This is a genomic window from Pseudomonas sp. AE27 (assembly GCF_037113495.1).
Taxonomy (GTDB): Bacteria; Pseudomonadota; Gammaproteobacteria; order Pseudomonadales; family Pseudomonadaceae; genus Aquipseudomonas; species Aquipseudomonas palmensis.
In genome coordinates, this window is the sequence record NZ_CP146966.1 from 2,745,277 (window position 1) to 2,761,992 (window position 16,716).

At 53.5% G+C, this 16,716-nt stretch carries 18 protein-coding genes and 2 pseudogenes; 10 read left to right on the forward strand and 10 right to left on the reverse strand.

The window, feature by feature from the left end:
* The first annotated feature begins 80 nt into the window (after positions 1 to 80).
* On the forward strand, positions 81 to 362 hold the full coding sequence (locus tag V9K84_RS12650) for a hypothetical protein (protein WP_043863130.1): 282 nt from the start codon (positions 81 to 83) through the stop codon (positions 360 to 362).
* A gap of 49 nt (positions 363 to 411) precedes the next feature.
* On the opposite strand, the pseudogene V9K84_RS12655 reads toward V9K84_RS12650, so the two are convergent.
* Positions 412 to 660, reverse strand: a pseudogene (locus V9K84_RS12655) (MAPEG family protein); the annotation flags it as partial.
* Between the two features lie 295 nt (positions 661 to 955).
* Between V9K84_RS12655 and V9K84_RS12660 the strand changes: the two are divergent.
* From V9K84_RS12660 to V9K84_RS12680, 5 genes are all read left to right on the forward strand, one after another.
* Positions 956 to 1,807 (forward strand): TnsA endonuclease N-terminal domain-containing protein, encoded by an 852-nt coding sequence (locus V9K84_RS12660; protein WP_016489905.1) that lies wholly within the window; start codon positions 956 to 958, stop codon positions 1,805 to 1,807.
* A complete protein-coding gene (locus V9K84_RS12665) occupies positions 1,800 to 3,971 on the forward strand; it encodes a Mu transposase C-terminal domain-containing protein (RefSeq protein WP_012316940.1) in 2,172 nt (723 codons plus the stop codon). Before V9K84_RS12660 ends, V9K84_RS12665 begins: the two co-directional genes overlap by 8 nt.
* A complete protein-coding gene (locus V9K84_RS12670; RefSeq protein WP_016489904.1) occupies positions 3,964 to 5,412 on the forward strand; it encodes an ATP-binding protein in 1,449 nt (482 codons plus the stop codon). The genes V9K84_RS12665 and V9K84_RS12670 overlap by 8 nt, the downstream gene beginning before the upstream one ends.
* Positions 5,413 to 5,436: 24 nt before the next feature.
* Positions 5,437 to 6,906, forward strand: coding sequence for a TnsD family Tn7-like transposition protein (locus tag V9K84_RS12675; RefSeq protein ID WP_338794402.1), 1,470 nt, complete (start codon positions 5,437 to 5,439; stop codon positions 6,904 to 6,906).
* Between the two features lie 914 nt (positions 6,907 to 7,820).
* Positions 7,821 to 8,732, forward strand: a complete 912-nt coding sequence (locus V9K84_RS12680; RefSeq protein ID WP_016489903.1) for a DUF4238 domain-containing protein — start codon at positions 7,821 to 7,823, stop codon at positions 8,730 to 8,732.
* Positions 8,733 to 8,775: 43 nt separating this feature from the next.
* Here the strand turns inward: V9K84_RS12680 and V9K84_RS12685 are convergent, their stop codons facing one another.
* The 3 genes and pseudogenes from V9K84_RS12685 to V9K84_RS12695 all read right to left on the reverse strand — a co-directional run.
* A complete protein-coding gene (locus tag V9K84_RS12685) occupies positions 8,776 to 9,105 on the reverse strand; it encodes a hypothetical protein (protein WP_016489902.1) in 330 nt (109 codons plus the stop codon).
* The gene (locus tag V9K84_RS12690) at positions 9,102 to 9,503 is read right to left on the reverse strand and encodes a hypothetical protein (RefSeq protein ID WP_024717850.1); all 402 of its coding nucleotides are present in this window, start codon (positions 9,501 to 9,503) and stop codon (positions 9,102 to 9,104) included. Before V9K84_RS12690 ends, V9K84_RS12685 begins: the two co-directional genes overlap by 4 nt.
* 164 nt (positions 9,504 to 9,667) lie before the next feature.
* Positions 9,668 to 9,852, reverse strand: a pseudogene (locus V9K84_RS12695) (IS5/IS1182 family transposase); the annotation flags it as partial.
* 402 nt (positions 9,853 to 10,254) lie between these two features.
* On the opposite strand from V9K84_RS12695, the gene V9K84_RS12700 reads away from it, so the two are divergent.
* From V9K84_RS12700 to V9K84_RS12715, 4 genes are all read left to right on the forward strand, one after another.
* Positions 10,255 to 10,428, forward strand: a complete 174-nt coding sequence (locus V9K84_RS12700; protein WP_016489901.1) for a hypothetical protein — start codon at positions 10,255 to 10,257, stop codon at positions 10,426 to 10,428.
* Between the two features lie 59 nt (positions 10,429 to 10,487).
* A complete protein-coding gene (locus V9K84_RS12705) occupies positions 10,488 to 10,811 on the forward strand; it encodes an antitoxin Xre/MbcA/ParS toxin-binding domain-containing protein (protein WP_012316933.1) in 324 nt (107 codons plus the stop codon).
* Between the two features lie 145 nt (positions 10,812 to 10,956).
* Positions 10,957 to 11,289 carry a DUF2790 domain-containing protein gene (locus tag V9K84_RS12710; protein ID WP_012316932.1) on the forward strand — a complete coding sequence of 111 codons (333 nt, stop codon included), beginning with the start codon at positions 10,957 to 10,959 and terminating at the stop codon, positions 11,287 to 11,289.
* Positions 11,290 to 11,426: 137 nt separating this feature from the next.
* On the forward strand, positions 11,427 to 11,615 hold the full coding sequence (locus V9K84_RS12715) for an AbrB/MazE/SpoVT family DNA-binding domain-containing protein (RefSeq protein ID WP_016489899.1): 189 nt from the start codon (positions 11,427 to 11,429) through the stop codon (positions 11,613 to 11,615).
* A gap of 105 nt (positions 11,616 to 11,720) precedes the next feature.
* Here the strand turns inward: V9K84_RS12715 and V9K84_RS12720 are convergent, their stop codons facing one another.
* From V9K84_RS12720 to V9K84_RS12745, 6 genes are all read right to left on the reverse strand, one after another.
* Entirely contained in the window at positions 11,721 to 12,176 is a 456-nt protein-coding gene (locus V9K84_RS12720; RefSeq protein ID WP_012316931.1) for a DUF411 domain-containing protein, read from the reverse strand.
* Positions 12,166 to 12,948, reverse strand: coding sequence for a cytochrome c (locus V9K84_RS12725; RefSeq protein WP_012316930.1), 783 nt, complete (start codon positions 12,946 to 12,948; stop codon positions 12,166 to 12,168). Before V9K84_RS12725 ends, V9K84_RS12720 begins: the two co-directional genes overlap by 11 nt.
* Positions 12,949 to 12,958: 10 nt before the next feature.
* Positions 12,959 to 14,074, reverse strand: coding sequence for a copper resistance protein B (locus V9K84_RS12730; protein WP_012316929.1), 1,116 nt, complete (start codon positions 14,072 to 14,074; stop codon positions 12,959 to 12,961).
* Positions 14,064 to 14,387, reverse strand: coding sequence for a hypothetical protein (locus V9K84_RS12735; protein WP_012316928.1), 324 nt, complete (start codon positions 14,385 to 14,387; stop codon positions 14,064 to 14,066). The genes V9K84_RS12730 and V9K84_RS12735 overlap by 11 nt, the downstream gene beginning before the upstream one ends.
* Positions 14,388 to 14,401: 14 nt before the next feature.
* Positions 14,402 to 16,219, reverse strand: coding sequence for a copper resistance system multicopper oxidase (locus V9K84_RS12740; protein WP_012316927.1), 1,818 nt, complete (start codon positions 16,217 to 16,219; stop codon positions 14,402 to 14,404).
* 181 nt (positions 16,220 to 16,400) lie between these two features.
* Complete coding sequence (locus V9K84_RS12745) at positions 16,401 to 16,607, reverse strand: co-regulatory protein PtrA N-terminal domain-containing protein (protein WP_012316926.1); 207 nt, start codon at positions 16,605 to 16,607, stop codon at positions 16,401 to 16,403.
* Positions 16,608 to 16,716 lie beyond the last annotated feature (109 nt).

The window sequence follows — 16,716 nt, forward strand, 5'->3', positions numbered from 1 at the left end:
GTGCAAACGACGCGGAACTTATGTCGCTTACTTGAACTCAGATAATTCAAGCAACTCTATTCCACAAGGAGAAACACCCCATGCGTAAACCCATTGCCTTTGCCGTTATGCTGGCCGCCGCCCTGGGCCTCGCTGCTTGCGATAAAGCCAGCGAAAACAAAGCCCAGGACGCTCAAGAACATGCCGAGCAAGCCCAGAAGAAAATGGACGACGCTCAGGATAAGATGAACGACGCCGCCAAAGAAAACGCCGAAGCCGCCAAAGACAGTGCTGAAGCCGAACAAAAGCGTGCAGAAGAAAACAACCAGGCCGCTCCTGTGACGCCAGCACCAGAAGCCGCCCCGGCAGAACCTGCCAAGTAAGCAACTGCGCTTTAATGAAAAAACCCGACTCAGGTCGGGTTTTTTCATGTCAGGCCAGAAGTTGGCGAAAGGTCGGGCTGAGCATCAGCAACAATGAACAGATCAGCCCGATCGACCAGACCAGGCTGCGCTGCCACGCAAAGTCATACCAATACAGCGGCAGGTAGATGATCCGCGCGATCACGAAGATGATCGCCAGGGTATCGATCAGAAAACCCTGGGTCTGGGTGGTGTGCGCCATCAATACACCTACGGCGAACAACATGAATGCTTCGAAACTGTTCTGGTGCGCCGCCACCTGTTTTTAAAGAATAAAGGTTGTCACAAAAAAATAAAGGTTGTCACAAGTTAAGAAAGGTTGTCACAAGGCTCTGTCACGGCCCGTTTGTCGGGGCAGAGCCTTGTCCATGGATATAGGATCACAATCCCTTCTGCACCACAGTGACTGCTGTCCTGGCTGAGCCCGCTCTTGAATTTCTCCGCGCCACGACCTGTGTCGTTCCGATCCGATCGAGCGGGTCACTCAACGATGAGCGACTCGTGAAATGACATCTGTACCCACTGAACCGGTGAATCCAGCTAGCTCGAAGCTAATGACTCAGCGGAAAATTGATAGAAGAATACAATCGGGTCGCGGATCTGGCGTTAGAGAGTCCTATGAGCCTTGGATCAAGATTTGGGATATCCAGTCGAGCGGGGTGTCGCATCTTGTACCGGGTGTGAAATTTCATCGCAGTCATCATTTGCTATCCAACGCTGAGCGCGACTATCACCTGATCCTTGAGCATGATCCTTCCATCATCGACATTCGTGAGCAGTTCCCGCTCCTAACGCAAGCTGAGACTCAAGCGATCGCGTCAAGCCTGAATTACCGTCATCCTGTGTATCCAGGTACTCAAGTCCCAGTGGTTATGACCACTGACTTCCTCATAACTTTCATAGATTCGAAGGGCGAAGCAACCTTGGCCGCGCGCTCTGTGAAATACCGTAAGGAGTTCGAGGATGCCAGCCTCAAGGAGCAGAATCGGATGGCGGAAAAGCTTGAGATCGAAGCTAAATATTGGGCTATGAGAAAGGTAGAATGGAAACTGGTTCTCCATGAAAATCTCTCGCAAGTTAAAATAGCAAATCTTGTCATACTTAGAACTTACGCGGTCATCCATCCTTCGTTGCCGACGGAGAATAATATAAATAATCTGCTCGAATTTATAGCGGGATGTAAGACTAGTGAATTGCCACTAAAGGCACTGCTGCAAAAAGCCTCGAGGGTAATTTTTATAGAATATATTGGTGTTAAACGCCTCTTCCACCATCTTCTTTGGACGGGCAGACTGGGGGCGAGTCTAAGCGCTAAGGTAATAAGCTTATCTGAACCTTTGCATGTTTGGATTGCTGAGCCATCCTTTTCCAGCACATCAGAAATCGAGGTGCCTCGTCATGCTTAGTCTGGGAGTTAACTGCATCGTTTCTCCGGGTGAGGGATCTGAGCTGCTGAAGAAACCGGTCAGAGTTTTAGCTATAAAGGATGAGTTTGTCTTAGTCATTGAACTCGGTACAAGTCCGACGAAGCCATGGCGGGTTGGAAGCTCACTATTGATCGAAGAGATCAATAACGGAGCGGCGGTGATCAACCCTGAAATGGTACCTATGCACTTGCTTCGAAGTGACGACGAGATCAGTGAGAATGAAAAAGACAGCCGAGATAGGAACTGGGAGCTGGTACGTGGTTTGGTGGAGAATCATGGCCCCCTCGATATCTTGACGTCTAACTTTGGTTCCCTTGTTGCTAATCACGCAATGGTAGTGGGAGTTGACCGGAAGCAAATTTATCGACTTCTCTATCGGTATTGGAGCATGGGGCAGACACGAAACGCATTTTTGTGGAATACCAGCACGTGTGGAGGCCGTGGAAAGAAAAAAAGTCGGGCCTCAGGCATTGTTCCTGGCCGACCGCTTAAATATCGTGGCGTAGTTGTGGATGACGGTGGCGCAATTCTGCTCGAGTCACGGCACATCTCGCATATTCGCTTGGCCTATGGGCGCTTTGCCAGTGGCAGGTGTGGCAAGCTAAAGAAAGCCTATGATTGGATGCTCAATAAGTTTTATCGGTCGATCAAGTCCGACGGTTCAAAAGGTAACCTGGTTCGAGGTAGCTACCCGTCCATCAATCAACTGGAGTACCATGGAAAACTTTTCTTTGATGAACTCTATAGGTTGAAGAAGAGCGGCGGCGCAATCCGCTATAATAAAGACCATCGTGCGCTAGTTGGATCTGCCTCTCAAGGGTTAGTCGGTGCAAGTCATCGGTACGAAATCGATTCGACGATTGCTGATGTTTATTTGGTACATCGAGTCAATCGGTTATGGTTGATCGGCAGGCCAGTGCTGTATGTGTTGGTTGATACGTTCACCAGAATGATCGTAGGTATTCATGTCGGGCTTGAAGGGCCCAGTTGGAATGGTGCTCGACATGCCATTTATAATGCTTGCACGCCGAAGAAGGAGTTTTGCAAGCGTTATAATATTGAGATCGATGAGGTTGACTGGCCATGTTCTCATCTACCGGTTGAAATCGTCGCAGATCGCGCTGAACTTCTCAGTGAAGCTGGGGAGACGATGACAAAGACTCTTGGTACAGCCTTGAAGATTTTGCCACCGTTTCGGCCTGACTGGAAAAGTATCATTGAAAGCCGTTTCCGACTGCTCAACGAAAAGCTGGATTTGAAATTTGTCCCTGGCGGCGTAGATGCTCGGAAAATGGAGCGTGGTGATCGTGACTACCAGCTCGACGCAATTTTCGATATCGATGAGTTTACTGAGATGGTAATCCTCGGTGTTTTGGCTCACAACAAGAGCCTTCGAGTTCCTCATCTTCTGAACCGTGAGATGATCGCGGCAGAAGTGGAGCCCACGCCTATGGCCATGTGGAAGTGGTCTATGGCAAACAATCTCCTGAATTCGAAATTCGTATCACCAGCGGAGCTGAAGATTGCATTGTTACCCTCGCAGGTGTGTCGAATTGGTCGAGGAGGTATAAATTTCCAAGGTGTGCAGTACACCTGTGAAACCGCCATTCGTTCGGAATGGTTGGAGCGCTCTCACAACTTTAAAACGAGGTACGTTAGGGTTTTCTACGATCCAAACTCTATTGAGAACTGCTGGATGAAATCTGAGGCGGGTTTCGAGCCGTTGACCATTGTACCGCAGCAGCGGGTTAAGTACGGTGGGCTTCGTATGGAGGAGGTCCTCGATATTATCAAGATTTTGAATCAGGTCGCCCCAGATGCCCGGTACGAGGATGCCAATACTGGAGCGCTTCTTCAAGGCCGCCAGGAGGAGATTCTTCATCGAGCGCAAGCCAAACGCCAGGGGCAGGGAGATCCGAAATCTGACGCTGAGTTCAAGCGGGACAAGCGTTCGAAACGTGCCGTTGAAACCCAGACTGAGCGCGACTTGCATACCGCTGACCTAAATCAGCTTCGCCTTGTGGATAACTCGCCAGCCGCGGAGGAGACTTATACACCTGTAACCGTGAAACCTGTCTCGGGTCGGAGCGCCGCCTTCCTGAAATTGGTGATCAACGCGGGTAACGAGGCTAGTCATGAGTGATTCCAGTTTTGCGCCAGCAGATTACAACCCGACTGGCATGCCTCAATACGACGGTAACCCACTGATTGAGTGTCTCCCGAAGATTCTTTCGGATGTTGATGTAGTCAGGCGCATTGGGAGCGCCCCGCCCCGGCCTGACAACGTGGAGCGGGCCTTGGACCCGAAATTACGTGGTCATGGCATCAACAGGCTGAAGGATGTCGTTGTACCTTTTGAAATCCACCTCAGGCTTGAGGACCTGTTCAGTCAATTGATTCGGTACGGATACACCGGGCGCAATCCATTGCATGCGTCATCCGTTAGGCATCGCTTGCCCTCTTCTGCGGAGATCAAGGGGCACGGGTTTATGTCCACCGCTGAAACGTTGACACTGATCGGGTTGAGCGGCATGGGTAAAACGACTGCGCTGAACTCCATTGCCAAGCTTTATCCACAGGTGATCAGTCACAGTAAGTATAAAGAGCAGATCTTCATTGAGACGCAGGTGGTCTGGCTCAAGATCGATTGTCCGCACGATGGCTCGTTGCGAGGTTTTTGTACCGCATTCTTCTCTTCATTGGATGAAGCATTAGGCATAAAAAAGTACTCAGGCAGAGCTGCTACTGGCCGCAGCATCAGCGTGATGCTTCAAAATATCAGTCAGTTGTGCAAAACCTATTTCATCGGAGCTCTCATAATTGATGAGATGCAGCACCTCTGCTCATCCCGAGGCGGGCAAGACCGCGAAAAGCTTCTCAACTTTTTTGTGCAGCTGTCGAATGACGCCGGCATCCCGCTGATCTACGTTGGCACAAATGCCATGCTTCCGCTGTTTTCTGGTGTTTTGCGAAATGCTCGGCGTGCGGCAGGAATGGGGCCTATCACTTTTGACAGGTTTACCGAAGATGATCCGTTTTGGGCGCATCTGGTTTCACTGCTCTGGGCATACGACTGGACCAAAACCCCCACTCCGTTGACGGGTGAGATCCTTTCCAAAATATATGACCTCACTCAAGGAAACACGGATTTCCTGGCCAAACTTCTAATGCTGGCTCAGCGGCACGCAATCTGGGAGGGCATCGACTCGATTACACCGGCGGTTCTGCAGCAGGTGTACGACAGTCAGATGAGGCTCCTTCATAAGGCCATCGAGGCTCTACGAAGCGGGGATCCGCTGCAAATTGCTGACTTCGAAGACATGATGCCCACGAAGGACCAGGTCGCCAAGATGATGAATTACGATTTGGCGCGGCGTGCAGACAGGGCGAATCTCTCTTTAATTACCCAGGCCGCGATAGTGACACCTGTCGAGCACAGTGAAAGGGCAGCCGCAAAGCCTATTAGTAAACCGGTGGTTCCGGTTGCCAACGAGTCAGCACCAACTGCCCATTTCTCCGAAGGCGATGATGTGCAGACCCAGCTCGAGCAGAGAGGCTGGGTAGATAAGGACTCTGCTTGGTGACATGAACCGCGGGAGATCAGGTCAATGGATCGCTTGCATTGGTTTCCTCAGCCGTTCCCTGATGAGTCTCTCTACAGCCTGGCGGTCCGTTATCATAGGCTGTCGTCGAACGACAGCTATCGCCGGACAAGCCAGGAGTTGTTCGGCGCGTATTCCAGAACCTGTGGCTCTATCCTGCCGTGCTGCTTGGGTGCTCTGTCGCAACGGTTAGCATCAGCTTATTCGGTAGAGCATTTGATCGATCGCTTTACCCTTTTGCCTCTGTACGAACCTTTTTTGAATGACACGAAGAGCAAAGCCGCGCGTATCGCCATGACTGGTACCGACGGCACGGGCCTGAAAATGAGCCTGGGTCTCACAGCCTCAGGCTTCCTCAAGCACGCGTCGTTCAGGTACTGCGAGAGGTGTGTTGAAGAAGATATTCAAAACTGCGGCTCGGCCTACTGGCGTCGTATTCACCAAGCAATGGGTACTTGCATCTGCCCGCTCCATGGAGAGGTGCTCTGCGGGACGATGTTTCCGGATGGAACTGACTGGCGTTGCATGCTGTTTCCGGCGGAGGCAGCGGGGTCGCCAGTGATGCGGGCTCCTGACTCTTCAGCTGCTGTGATAGGTGAAATGCAGTTTTGGGGACTTGAGCACCCAGCGGATGTACAAAATCTGCTGACCGGAAACTTCCTTCAGCATCGTCTGGATGAGATGGGGTTTCTTAAGGCTGGTCGGGTGAGGGAACAGGTATTAAGGAGCTTCCTGACGCCGCGTCTTCTCTGTAGCCCTCGCGCTAATGAGTTCCAGGAGCTCAGTTGCTCTTGGGACTGGGTGTTGGGCGTCGTGCGTCCACGCGGGGCGGTCGTACAGCCATTAAAATTCTACTTTCTTTGCTGGCTCCTTGAGGCAGACCTTGAGCACCTCAAATCCTTTCACCCGCGAGCTGATGCTCGCAGCGGTGAAGCGGCTAGGGGCAACGATACTAGGCCCCTCATAGAGGACGGCGAAATTGAGGCACGCCGCGAAGCTTTCTCGAGCAGCAAGAACGCGAAATGCCATGATAAGCCGGGCTATCAGTGGCTTTACCGCCATGATAAGGAGTGGTTAGCGCAGTATGTGTCTGCCCATCCTTTCATAAGGGTAAGGAGGGGGTTGGTCGATTGGCATGCGAGAGACGCAGCGCTTGCTCAAGATCTGCTAATCGCCAGGGACCAGATTCTGTCTACGCAGGGCAAACCGAAAAAGGTGACCCGCGCCGCGTTAAGCAGGAAGGTCGCTCGTAGCCATGATTTTTTGAGGGTACCTGATAAGTTCCCAATAAGTACTTTGTTGATGAAAGATATTCTCGAATCTGATCATGACCATCAAGTTCGTAAAATCAGATGGGCGGTGAGACATTATCTTCTATCTGAGCGAAGTGCTATAAGTGTTGTGTACCGGCTTGCTGGGATTCGGCTGTCTCATGTAACTGATGAGGAGGTACTAGGTATTCTATCTACTGTATGATATTTGCGTTTGATGAAGTCAGACCGAATAAGTTCATTAACTTCGTTTTGCAACTGAGTGCACGCGGCACTGTTTGTTAGCAAGTCTAGGTATCTGGCAGCGGTGCGACAGCCTAGGAAGGCTTGAATTACGAAGTTGTAATCAGTCGCCCCCTTTGAATAGGGATTTATAGTTTTTGTGCCGAGCTCACGCACTATAATTTCAGACACGTATCCATAATTGCCGTATATTTCATCGAAATAATTTTTGTATAAGCTTTTGGTCACTATCCATTCAGCGTTGTGCGTTTTAGCTGGAGGGCCTTTGTAGTTCAGAAGTTCTGCGATAAATATTGAATACAGATGGTTCGGTGATTTCCATTGACGTGTCGGGTTTTTGTATTTTTGACTGCATATTCCTAGTTGGGTTATTTTATGCTTATTAATGGGGGTTGAACATGCGGGGCAGATAGTTATGAGGTCAGAACCATGGATGCTACAAACCTTAACATAAGACTGTACATGGCTTCGATGTACGTACGCTGTGCCGTGATTCTCAAAGTCCTCGAATGCGCATTCGGGGCAAATTTTTTTCCAATAAGCGGGGGTTACTATTGTTTGGTTTGTAGGTCGGCCTAGCGCTGCGGTGAGAGGGTACAGGGTGTGGTTGTGCAAAACCTCTTCCGTGATTTTTCGTTCAGTAAATAAGGAGGGAAATTTAAAAATTGCGTACCCCCTAATTTCCGCTTTTCCCCCAATTCCTTTGCGTCCGTAACCTGTTCTTGGTATCGGTCTTATCCGGAAATCCTCATGTGGCAGGGTTCGGATACCGAGCATCTCGTTTCCCCGCTGCAGTGCCGACGCCACATATTCTCCAGGTAATGGTGTGAAAATCTTCATTGCTATAGCATCCTCATTTTTGGAGAGAACCACTGCATGCCGAATCCCCCTCGCAATCACCATTTCGTTCCACAACACTTTCTCAAGGCTTGGCAATACGCTCCTGGGAGAGTCTTCCGCTACCGCCGACTGCCTTCGAATGGTGCGCTGGAAATCAAGCCGGTTGCTATAAAACATACTGCTTCGATTGAGGACTTGTACCGTATCGACTTTCCCGATGGGGGATTTGAGGTCGAATCCAGCCATATTACCCCGATGATTGATGAAGCGGGCCATAAGATCATCGAAAAGGCACGTAGCAGTAGAGTTCAGGGTTGGAACCATCTGGACCGCCGACAACTGGCGAACACCCTGACGTTTCTGGAGGCTCGCCATCCCGACATTCTAAAAGCCATGGATATCCGCTCGGAACTCGATCTTATTAGGCAAAATATGAAGGATGAGCAGATCTCATCACATACTTCGATCAATGAAGTGGTTGACTATTTTAAATCAAGCAAGTCCCTCGGTGCGATGTCGTTAGTCCTATTCGCCCAGAACGAGATTTCGCCGTTTATTGACGAGGCATTTTCAGATGGACTCTTGAAGGCAACCATGCGGGAGTACAATTGGGAACAACCGGGCTTGCTCGCATCTGATTACCCCGCATCTCGCTGGGGAGACTATTTGAGGGACCTGTTGTTCATCATCGCCATCTCGCCAGGTAAAGCTTTAGTATTCTCCAATAACCCCAACGTTGTCGTCTATGATCATCTCAAGCCGCACGTACGTGCTCGGCTGATCAATCTGTATTCCTTGGCGAAGGCGCGCACGGCTTATTACTTCGACGAGACTCAGGGCGAGTTTGTCAGCGCTCATCTCGGCTGGGCTCTAAACCGCTCCACTCTTTCAAAGCAGCGCGACTACGTCAAAGATTTTTTACTCGCCGAGAATGCTTGGGACCTCTAGCATTTTTCCAGATGGCAAATTGCCTTCAATTGACCAGTGAGCCTCATTGAGGCTGACCATGAGGAGCCGGTTCCAGCAAATCTATAGCAGGCCGGTAGCGATACTCTTGCGGCGAAAAGCGTCCCTGGGGGCCAAAAAACAGCCTGGCTGTGAACTTTTCCAAGTAGGTCACCGCTTCCTCTGATGCGTGCTGTACGAAATAGGCCCGCTGCGCTGCGGGCAGTGTGGCGCGGTGAATCAGACAGGCCTTCACCATTTCTGCCAGCACAGAACCGCGAACGTCGTAACGCGCATCTACGGTGTGCAGGACAGTGCAATAACAGGACTGGTATGCCGATTGATGATCGACCTGCCATTGGGTATCCCGATTCATCCCTGGCTCCCCGCCTGCCAGGAGGCTAGGAACTGCAGCACTCGTTCAACTTGAACCTGACTGACCAGTTGCTCCGCGGTCTGCTGTTCGAAGGTCGGTAACGGCTCGAGTCGAAACCAAGTGATCGCCCGTTCGACGGCGACTCCGCTCTCGTCTAGGGCCAAGATCACCCGCAAGACATCCGCGATAAAGCGTTGCGTCGCTTCGGCGTCGGATGCGCTGGTAGCATCTGGTTTGCTGTGACGATAGGCAGCGATCTGACCGGCAAACTCGGTAGGGCTGAGGCCAAAGATCTCGGCATAGCGCTCGACCGAATAAGGCGCCCCGCTCGTAGGACACAGGTAGTCGATCAGTTCGGCGGCCGACAGTACCGCTGTCTGGAGTGTCCCCTGGTTCATGGCGCATTCCTCCTGCCACGTTTCGCTCACAGCATGCCCCCAAACCTGCGAGAAGCAAAGCTCCCGTTCGCTAGCCCAGGCCATTTATGACCTCATTTTCCAAGGAGTCCCCAAAGCTATTTTCCGGAGCTGGTCGGAACCAAGCTCATCCCAATGCTGACGGAAAGATGGTTGAGATAGCCATAGATGTTGATCTTCAGCAGTGCAGCAGGGTACGCAGGGCGTCCAGTTTCGGTGAGAACCACACCACTGAAGCCCAACGGGTGAGATCAAGCTCATCGTCGAGCACATCGATTACTCGAACCTAGTTAGTATCTGCGACATAATCATCCAGGCTCTCAGGCCGCAACGTGCATTAATCTCGATGCTTGCCTTGGAGGAATGGCCTCATGGACTACTCCGCTATGACTGCCGACGGCAGAATAACATTAGCACTGGTCAAGGTTTTACACAGCCTGGGCCGGTAGAAGACGCTGGCGAGAGGCAGCTAGCAGCATGCGGCACTAGTTTTCTACGCTTGGTTTTCCGATCAACCGAGAGTGCTTTGGTTGGACCATTGGCGTCTAAAAGGCTAATAATCGCTCTGCAATTTAAGCAACAGCCTTTTCGGCCAAAAAGCCAAAACCAGGCCGTGAGTGGGTCCGGGCAACTGACAGGATCTGCCTGTATTTCGCTGTCCACAGGGCCCTTTTGTGGAGTGTTTAGCAAACCGATACTATCGTCGCATTACTTTCACGCCTAGGACCCTTTTATGCATATGAGCTTCGGAGCTGGCGACCTTAACGAATACCTTGCTGACCTGTCGGGTTATAAAGTTGGTTTGGCTTTAACCCTGGAAGAACTCTACGACCATCTCAGTGGTGAAGAAGGATACGCAGATCTCGCGCGAGAATCTGAGCAGGGCGGAACCACCCCGACGGGTTGAGCCAGCTGGAGCTCCTGAGTCTAGTCCAAACAGGATTCTTTTTCAGCGACGTGAAGTGCATGGTCGAGTCATCGAGCCTGTTCAAGGCTCGTAACCTCGTCGGGCGAATCACAGGAAGATCGACCAGAAGCATTCACCGTCTGAGCCATCCCGCTCAGGCCCATCGTCTGGATGCCCAGCAGAGCGCGGTGGCGTTCCAGTATGCGAAAGGACTGGAGCTTGCATCGAAGGTATTTGGCTCTCAGATGCTCGCGGAGCAGTGGCTTTGTCGGCCGTGCGGCCGTTTGTTGGGGTTTGTACCCTTCGAGATGCTCGACACGTCGCTCGGGTTCAGCGTCGTAGCGGACTATCTTGAGCGTATACGCTTGGGTGTCTACCAGTAGCTTGCCTGAGGGCGAGGTTGGTATGCGGCGAGGAGGCAACGCTACCTCTTTTTACATGCGGGACTTACAACCTTGTAATTCCCGTATCACTCAATTGACAGCGATCAACCCCTAATCTTCAGTCACGTTTATTGGAGTGATTGAAATGAAAGTCATCAAAAGTATCACCGCTATCCTGGCCCTAGTGGCTTCGTCAGCCGTACTCGCCGAAGGAGGATCCGACCGTCTGCATGGAAAGATGATTCAGGCCAATGAGCAAGCTATGCGAGCTTATGCCGCTGCCAAGGGAAAGAACCCACCGGAGGTGATCCACTATCGCTACGGGATGCGGCTCGACGTGGCGAAGGTGATCAGCATGACGTCGACCAAGGCGAGCTGTGACGTGATGCCGGCACAGATGAATTACGAGGATTCCAACGGAGACGTGAAAATCCTTGAATACCGGACCGCTGGAGTCGGTTGCCGGGGCCAGAACTGAGCACTGAGCGAGTGGACAGGACTTACTCTGATAAAACGCCGGGTTGAAGCGTCAATTCCGGCAATAGATCGCCTGGTTACCGGCTTTCATGACTGGTGGAGTACGATGAGGACTGGTAGCTCAGGCAGGAGAGTCCAATGACTCAATCAGCGCGCACCACGGTAAAGTGCCTAGATCCCGGCGACGGCTCCGGCGATGTGATTGTGGAATTACCCGATGACATTTTGCGCGAGCTCGGGGTCACGACGGGCGACAGACTCTCCATCGAGCTCATCAACGGCGATATCGTACTCAAGCCAGTCCGCGAGCGCCGTGAATCTGACTAGCTACCCTTTGTAGCCCCTCTCTGTCGTCCTGTTGAGCTGATGAAGCTTTCTAGCGGGGGAATAAGGGACGGCAGTCAGCCTACCGCCGTCCTCCTGGTAGGTGCGTTATTTGGCTGGATAGTTGGCGACTACTTGGTCCTCGCCGCTTTTGATTAAACCAATGACTTGGTAGGCATGGCTTACGCCATCAACCTCCATGCCTGGGGACCCAGCTGGCATTCCTGGTACGGCGATCCCGACTAGATCGTTCCGCCCCCTGAGTTCTCGAATCTGCTCAGCTGGCACGTGACCTTCAACAAACTTTCCGTCGATCACAGCTGTGTGGCAGGACGCTAACCGTGGCGATACGCCCAGCTTCTGTTTCACTGCGCTCATGTCCGTCTCAACATGGTCGGTCACTTTGAAACCATTGGCTTCCAGGTGCGCGATCCACTTCTTGCAGCAACCGCAGTTCGCGTCTCGGTGAACGTCGATGGACAATGGCTCGGCAGCATAGGCCGCCGAGGTCACCAGAAGCCCAGCGATAGCGGCTAGCCGAACGAATATCCGGTTAGTTGGCATGAGTGTGCTCCTTACCGTCTTTGTGAACATGCGTCTTTGGCGACGATGTCGGGTGGGCATCCGAATGGGCCTCGGCCGCATTGTGGTCACCGTGATGATCTGCCGCTTGAGCGGAGCCTGCGGGTGCAGCTCCATGGTCGTGAGCTGCCTGGGCATGATCGTCGTCTGCCGCTTCATCGTGATCACCATGCTCGGCACGACCGCTCCCGCCGTGCTGGCCCTCATGGTTGTGCATATCGCTTTCACCGCCGCCGTGCTGGTGGCCGCCGCTCGTGGCCACCAAGGCCTTGTACTGCTCGGCATTCATCTGGGGCAGTTGATCCAGGAACGCGACGATTCCCCAGATGTACTCATCGCCCATGCTCTTGCCCCAGGCGGGCATGCCCGTGGCTTTGATACCGTGCTTGATTGTCCAGAATGCGGCGGCTGGATCGCCTCCGACACCCACCTTGGTGAGGTCGGGTGGCGACGGGTATAGCGCTTGGCTTAGCTCAGTCTTCCCAACGCCAGGGGCAAGGTGACAGCCTATACACATGGCGTTGTAGTTGCCCGCCCCCGCTTTGATCAACGCGGCTTCCTTCAGATCAGGGACTTCGATGTCTCGCGCTCGAACCTCAATAGACCGATCACGAGCCATGGCGAGAAAGGAATGGACTGCCGGGAAGTGAGGATCATCAGCGCCGACATTCACCAGACCGAAATAGGCTGTGCCCAATACCGCAGCACTTCCGACAGCACCGGCCCCAAGCAGCGTTGTAATTGTTTTTTTCATGTTGGAATTCTCAGAACCACATCCGGATACCGGCAACGAAGCGTGCCTCATCAACATCTCCACCCTCGTCTCGGATGAAGTCAGCGGTGTTGCCGTAGGAGCGGCTCCAGGTAACGCCTATGTATGGAGCAAACTGGCGGACAATTTCATACCGTAGGCGCAGCCCGACTTCGGTATTGGCAAGGCCCGAGCCAACGCCGCGCTCAGGATCGTTCTTGCCATAGAAATTGACCTCGGCCGTGGGCTGCAAAATCAAGCGATTGGTCAGCAGGATGTCGTATTCGCCCTCAAGACGCGCAGCAGTCTGACCGTTCTCGCCTATAAACGCCGTGGCTTCGGCCTCGAAGTCATACAGAGCCATGCCCTGAATACCAAAGGCTGCCCAGGTCTGTGGGGATTCCGGTTTGAAATCCTGGCGGACCCCGGCGACCACATCCCACCAAGGGCTGACCGAGCGCCCGTACAGGAGTTGCAGCTCAGCATCTTCGGTTACCCCATTGGTGCGCTCGCCTTCCGAACGAACCCAGAGGCGATTAATGTCGCCGCCTATCCAGCCTGATGCGTCCCAGGCCAGGGTGCTGCCCTCATCGGCGTCCTGGTATTCGAGCTGGTCCAACAGGAAGAAGCTGTTGATTCCGCTGTCGTGCACTTGGTGGCCACCCAGGGGCGGAAAGGCCGACTCGCGATCCGCATCAGTGAGCACTGGAATCGGCGTGCGGCTCGTCGTGGTCGGAGAAGTCGCTGAGCTATGGTTCATCTGGGAATGGTCCATGCCCTTCATAGAGCCGTGATCCATGCCCTGCATGTTTCCATGGTTCATTTTGCTGTGGTCCATCTTGTTGTGGTCCACCGGGCTGGATTTACTCTTGCTTTGAGCATGCCCCATCTGGCTGTGATCAACAGGGGCAGGCTTTTTCTGCTGTTTGCCCATCCCCATCTTGCTGTGATCCATCGCCGGCATCGATTCGGATGGAGCAGCATCCATTTGCATGGAGCCGTGCCCCATTTTCGAATGATCCATGCCCGAGTGATCCATTTCTTCAGCAGCGAAGCTGGGCGTTACGCCCAGCATGCTGATCGAAACGGTCAGAGCCAGCAGCGAAGGCCGCCCGAGGCTATTGGCCATCTTTCCCTGCCTTAGCTTTGTCGCTGCCATGCGATTTCATCATTTTGTCGTGGTCCATGCCTTCCATCGAGCCATGGTCCATTCCCTTCATCGAGCCGTGGTCCATACCTTCCATGGAACCATGGTCCATGCCTTCATGGTTCATCCCCTGGCCCTGCTTGTCCTGCGAGCCTTTGGCTTTGCCGGCCTCTGTGGTTTTCTGGGAATGCTGATCATGATTGTCGCTGGACCACGACGACGGGGCATAAACAGCCAGAATGCCTACCATCGCAGCAGAAAGGAAAAAGGCGCTTCGTTTCATTGGTTTGCTCATCTCAAATCTCCAGTTCATTCGTCCACACGTACTTCTCGGAACATGCCCATTTCCATGTGGAACAGTAGGTGACAGTGATAGGCCCAACGTCCCAAGGCATCTGCGGTGACGCGATAGCTTCGTTTTGAGCCAGGTGGCATGTCGATGGTGTGCTTGCGAACCATGAAGTTGCCGTTCTCGTCCTCCAGATCACTCCACATACCGTGGAGGTGGATGGGGTGAGTCATCATGGTGTCGTTGACCAAGGTGATGCGAAGACGCTCGCCATATTTCAACCGCAGCGGTTCAGCGTCGGAGAATTTGATACCGTCGAACGACCACGCGAACTTCTCCATGTGGCCGGTAAGGTGCAGTTCGATTGTCCGTCCAGGCTCTCGACCATCGGGATCGATGAAGGTGCTCCGCAGATCGGCGTACGTCAGCACTCGACGCCCGTTGTTGCGTAGGCCAATTCCCGGATCGTTCAGCTTTGGCGTTGGCGACATAGTCTGCATATCGACCAGTGGGTTGTTGGTCTCGGAAGCCGGATGGCTTTGCATTGCGCCGCTCATGCCGGCCATGCCTTCATTGCCCATCCCAGTCATCTTGCTGTGGTCCATACCGGCCATGCTGCCGTGGTCCATTCCAGCCATCTTGCTGTGATCCATGCCGGCCATGCTGCCCTGGTCCATGCCAGCCATGCTGCCATGATCCATTCCGCCCATGCTGCCGTGGTCCATGCCCATATCGCTCATGGCGATGATCGGGCGTGGATCTACCGCCGGTACGGGCGCTTGCAAGCCTTCGCGAACTGCCAGGGTGCCTCGGGAATACCCGGTACGGTCCATGGATTGCGCGAAAATCGTATAGGCCTGTTCGTTTTCAGGCTCGACGATGACATCGTAGGTTTCAGCAACGGCGATCCGGAACTCATCGACCGATACGGGTTTGACGTACTGGCCGTCGGCAGCCACAACCGTCATCTTGAGCCCAGGAATCCGGACATCGAAATAGGTCATGGCCGAGCCGTTGATGAATCGCAGGCGGATCTTCTCGCCGGGCTTGAAGATACCCGTCCAGTTGCCGTTCGGAGCTTGGCCGTTCATGAGGTAGGTGTAGGTATACCCGCTCACATCTGCGAGGTCGGTGGGGCTCATCTTCATTTCAGCCCACATCTTCCGATCCGCTACAGCGGCCGACCAGCCTTTCTCGCTCACGTCGTCAACGAAGTCGCTGACCGTGCGCTTGTGGAAGTTGTAATAGTCGGACTGCTTCTTGAGTTTGGAGAGCACCCGCGCCGGGTCCTCATCCGTCCAATCGCTGAGCATGACGACGTAATCGCGGTCATATACAAACGGCTCGGGATCCTTAGCATCGATCACCAGTGCGCCATAGACCCCAGACTGCTCTTGGAGGCCTGAGTGGCTGTGATACCAGTAAGTGCCGTTCTGGTGGACCTTGAACTTGTATTCGTACATGCCATCGGGAGCGATGCCGTGAAAGCTCAAGCCCGGCACACCGTCCATATTGGCGGGCAGGATTATGCCGTGCCAGTGAATGGAGGTGTCCTGTTTCAACCGGTTGCGTACACGCAGCGTCACGGTGTCGCCTTCGCGCCATCGCAGGATCGGCCCAGGCACGGAGCCGTTGATGGCCATGGCCGTACGAGCTGCCCCCGTAATGTTGACGGGCAGTTCACCGATATACAGGTCGAATTCATTGCCGCTGAGCACGTTCGGTTGGCCAGGGCTGGTCACAGCCCAGACCGGCGCGCGCCACATGCCGAGCCCACCCAGAAGTCCGGTAGCGGCCAGGCCTTTGACGAATGATCGTCTCGTGGTTTTGCTTTGCATGCCGTTGCGTCCAGTCAGGTAGATCGCTGATATCCAGGCTGCTCGATGGCGCAGCCCTTGGGTTCGTTGGAGCTCTCACCAGTCTCGTAGACTTTCGCTACTGCGCGAGGCTGATGAGAGGCCGTAGTCTGAAACTGCCATAGTTCAGATTCCGGAGTGATTACATTTCTGTAAGCTCGGATCAGCAGCTCTCGTGGCCGACATGCTTGCTGGACTGTGCGGCGACCGGCGGCTGCTCTTTCTCCTGCTGCGCAACCTGATAGGCCTGCATGGAGTTTTGGCGAGCCGCTTCCATCCGCGCAAAGGTCCGGTCCGCGCCGCCCTCTGCCAGGGCGATGCCTGCCATGCCGAAGGTAACGACCACCACAATTGCTTTGACCATGTTCATCTGGAGATCCTCAGTGGGTTCTGCGCCTCATGGCGTCAGGTACAGGGTCAAATTAGCCTCGCGGTGCTGTCAGAAAACTGATCGCGACATTACTTTTCCGTCAGCTTCT

Coding starts and splice junctions, on each gene's coding strand:
- V9K84_RS12675 (WP_338794402.1), top strand. CDS start 5,437: ATGGATCGCTTGCATTGGTTTCCTCAGCCGTTCCCTGATGAGTCTCTC.
- V9K84_RS12745 (WP_012316926.1), bottom strand. CDS start 16,607: ATGAACATGGTCAAAGCAATTGTGGTGGTCGTTACCTTCGGCATGGCA.
- V9K84_RS12740 (WP_012316927.1), bottom strand. CDS start 16,219: ATGCAAAGCAAAACCACGAGACGATCATTCGTCAAAGGCCTGGCCGCT.
- V9K84_RS12725 (WP_012316930.1), bottom strand. CDS start 12,948: ATGAAAAAAACAATTACAACGCTGCTTGGGGCCGGTGCTGTCGGAAGT.
- V9K84_RS12650 (WP_043863130.1), top strand. CDS start 81: ATGCGTAAACCCATTGCCTTTGCCGTTATGCTGGCCGCCGCCCTGGGC.
- V9K84_RS12710 (WP_012316932.1), top strand. CDS start 10,957: ATGAAAGTCATCAAAAGTATCACCGCTATCCTGGCCCTAGTGGCTTCG.
- V9K84_RS12665 (WP_012316940.1), top strand. CDS start 1,800: ATGCTTAGTCTGGGAGTTAACTGCATCGTTTCTCCGGGTGAGGGATCT.
- V9K84_RS12700 (WP_016489901.1), top strand. CDS start 10,255: ATGCATATGAGCTTCGGAGCTGGCGACCTTAACGAATACCTTGCTGAC.
- V9K84_RS12705 (WP_012316933.1), top strand. CDS start 10,488: ATGGTCGAGTCATCGAGCCTGTTCAAGGCTCGTAACCTCGTCGGGCGA.
- V9K84_RS12730 (WP_012316929.1), bottom strand. CDS start 14,074: ATGGCCAATAGCCTCGGGCGGCCTTCGCTGCTGGCTCTGACCGTTTCG.
- V9K84_RS12690 (WP_024717850.1), bottom strand. CDS start 9,503: ATGAACCAGGGGACACTCCAGACAGCGGTACTGTCGGCCGCCGAACTG.
- V9K84_RS12685 (WP_016489902.1), bottom strand. CDS start 9,105: ATGAATCGGGATACCCAATGGCAGGTCGATCATCAATCGGCATACCAG.
- V9K84_RS12660 (WP_016489905.1), top strand. CDS start 956: ATGACTCAGCGGAAAATTGATAGAAGAATACAATCGGGTCGCGGATCT.
- V9K84_RS12680 (WP_016489903.1), top strand. CDS start 7,821: ATGCCGAATCCCCCTCGCAATCACCATTTCGTTCCACAACACTTTCTC.
- V9K84_RS12670 (WP_016489904.1), top strand. CDS start 3,964: ATGAGTGATTCCAGTTTTGCGCCAGCAGATTACAACCCGACTGGCATG.
- V9K84_RS12715 (WP_016489899.1), top strand. CDS start 11,427: ATGACTCAATCAGCGCGCACCACGGTAAAGTGCCTAGATCCCGGCGAC.
- V9K84_RS12735 (WP_012316928.1), bottom strand. CDS start 14,387: ATGAGCAAACCAATGAAACGAAGCGCCTTTTTCCTTTCTGCTGCGATG.
- V9K84_RS12720 (WP_012316931.1), bottom strand. CDS start 12,176: ATGCCAACTAACCGGATATTCGTTCGGCTAGCCGCTATCGCTGGGCTT.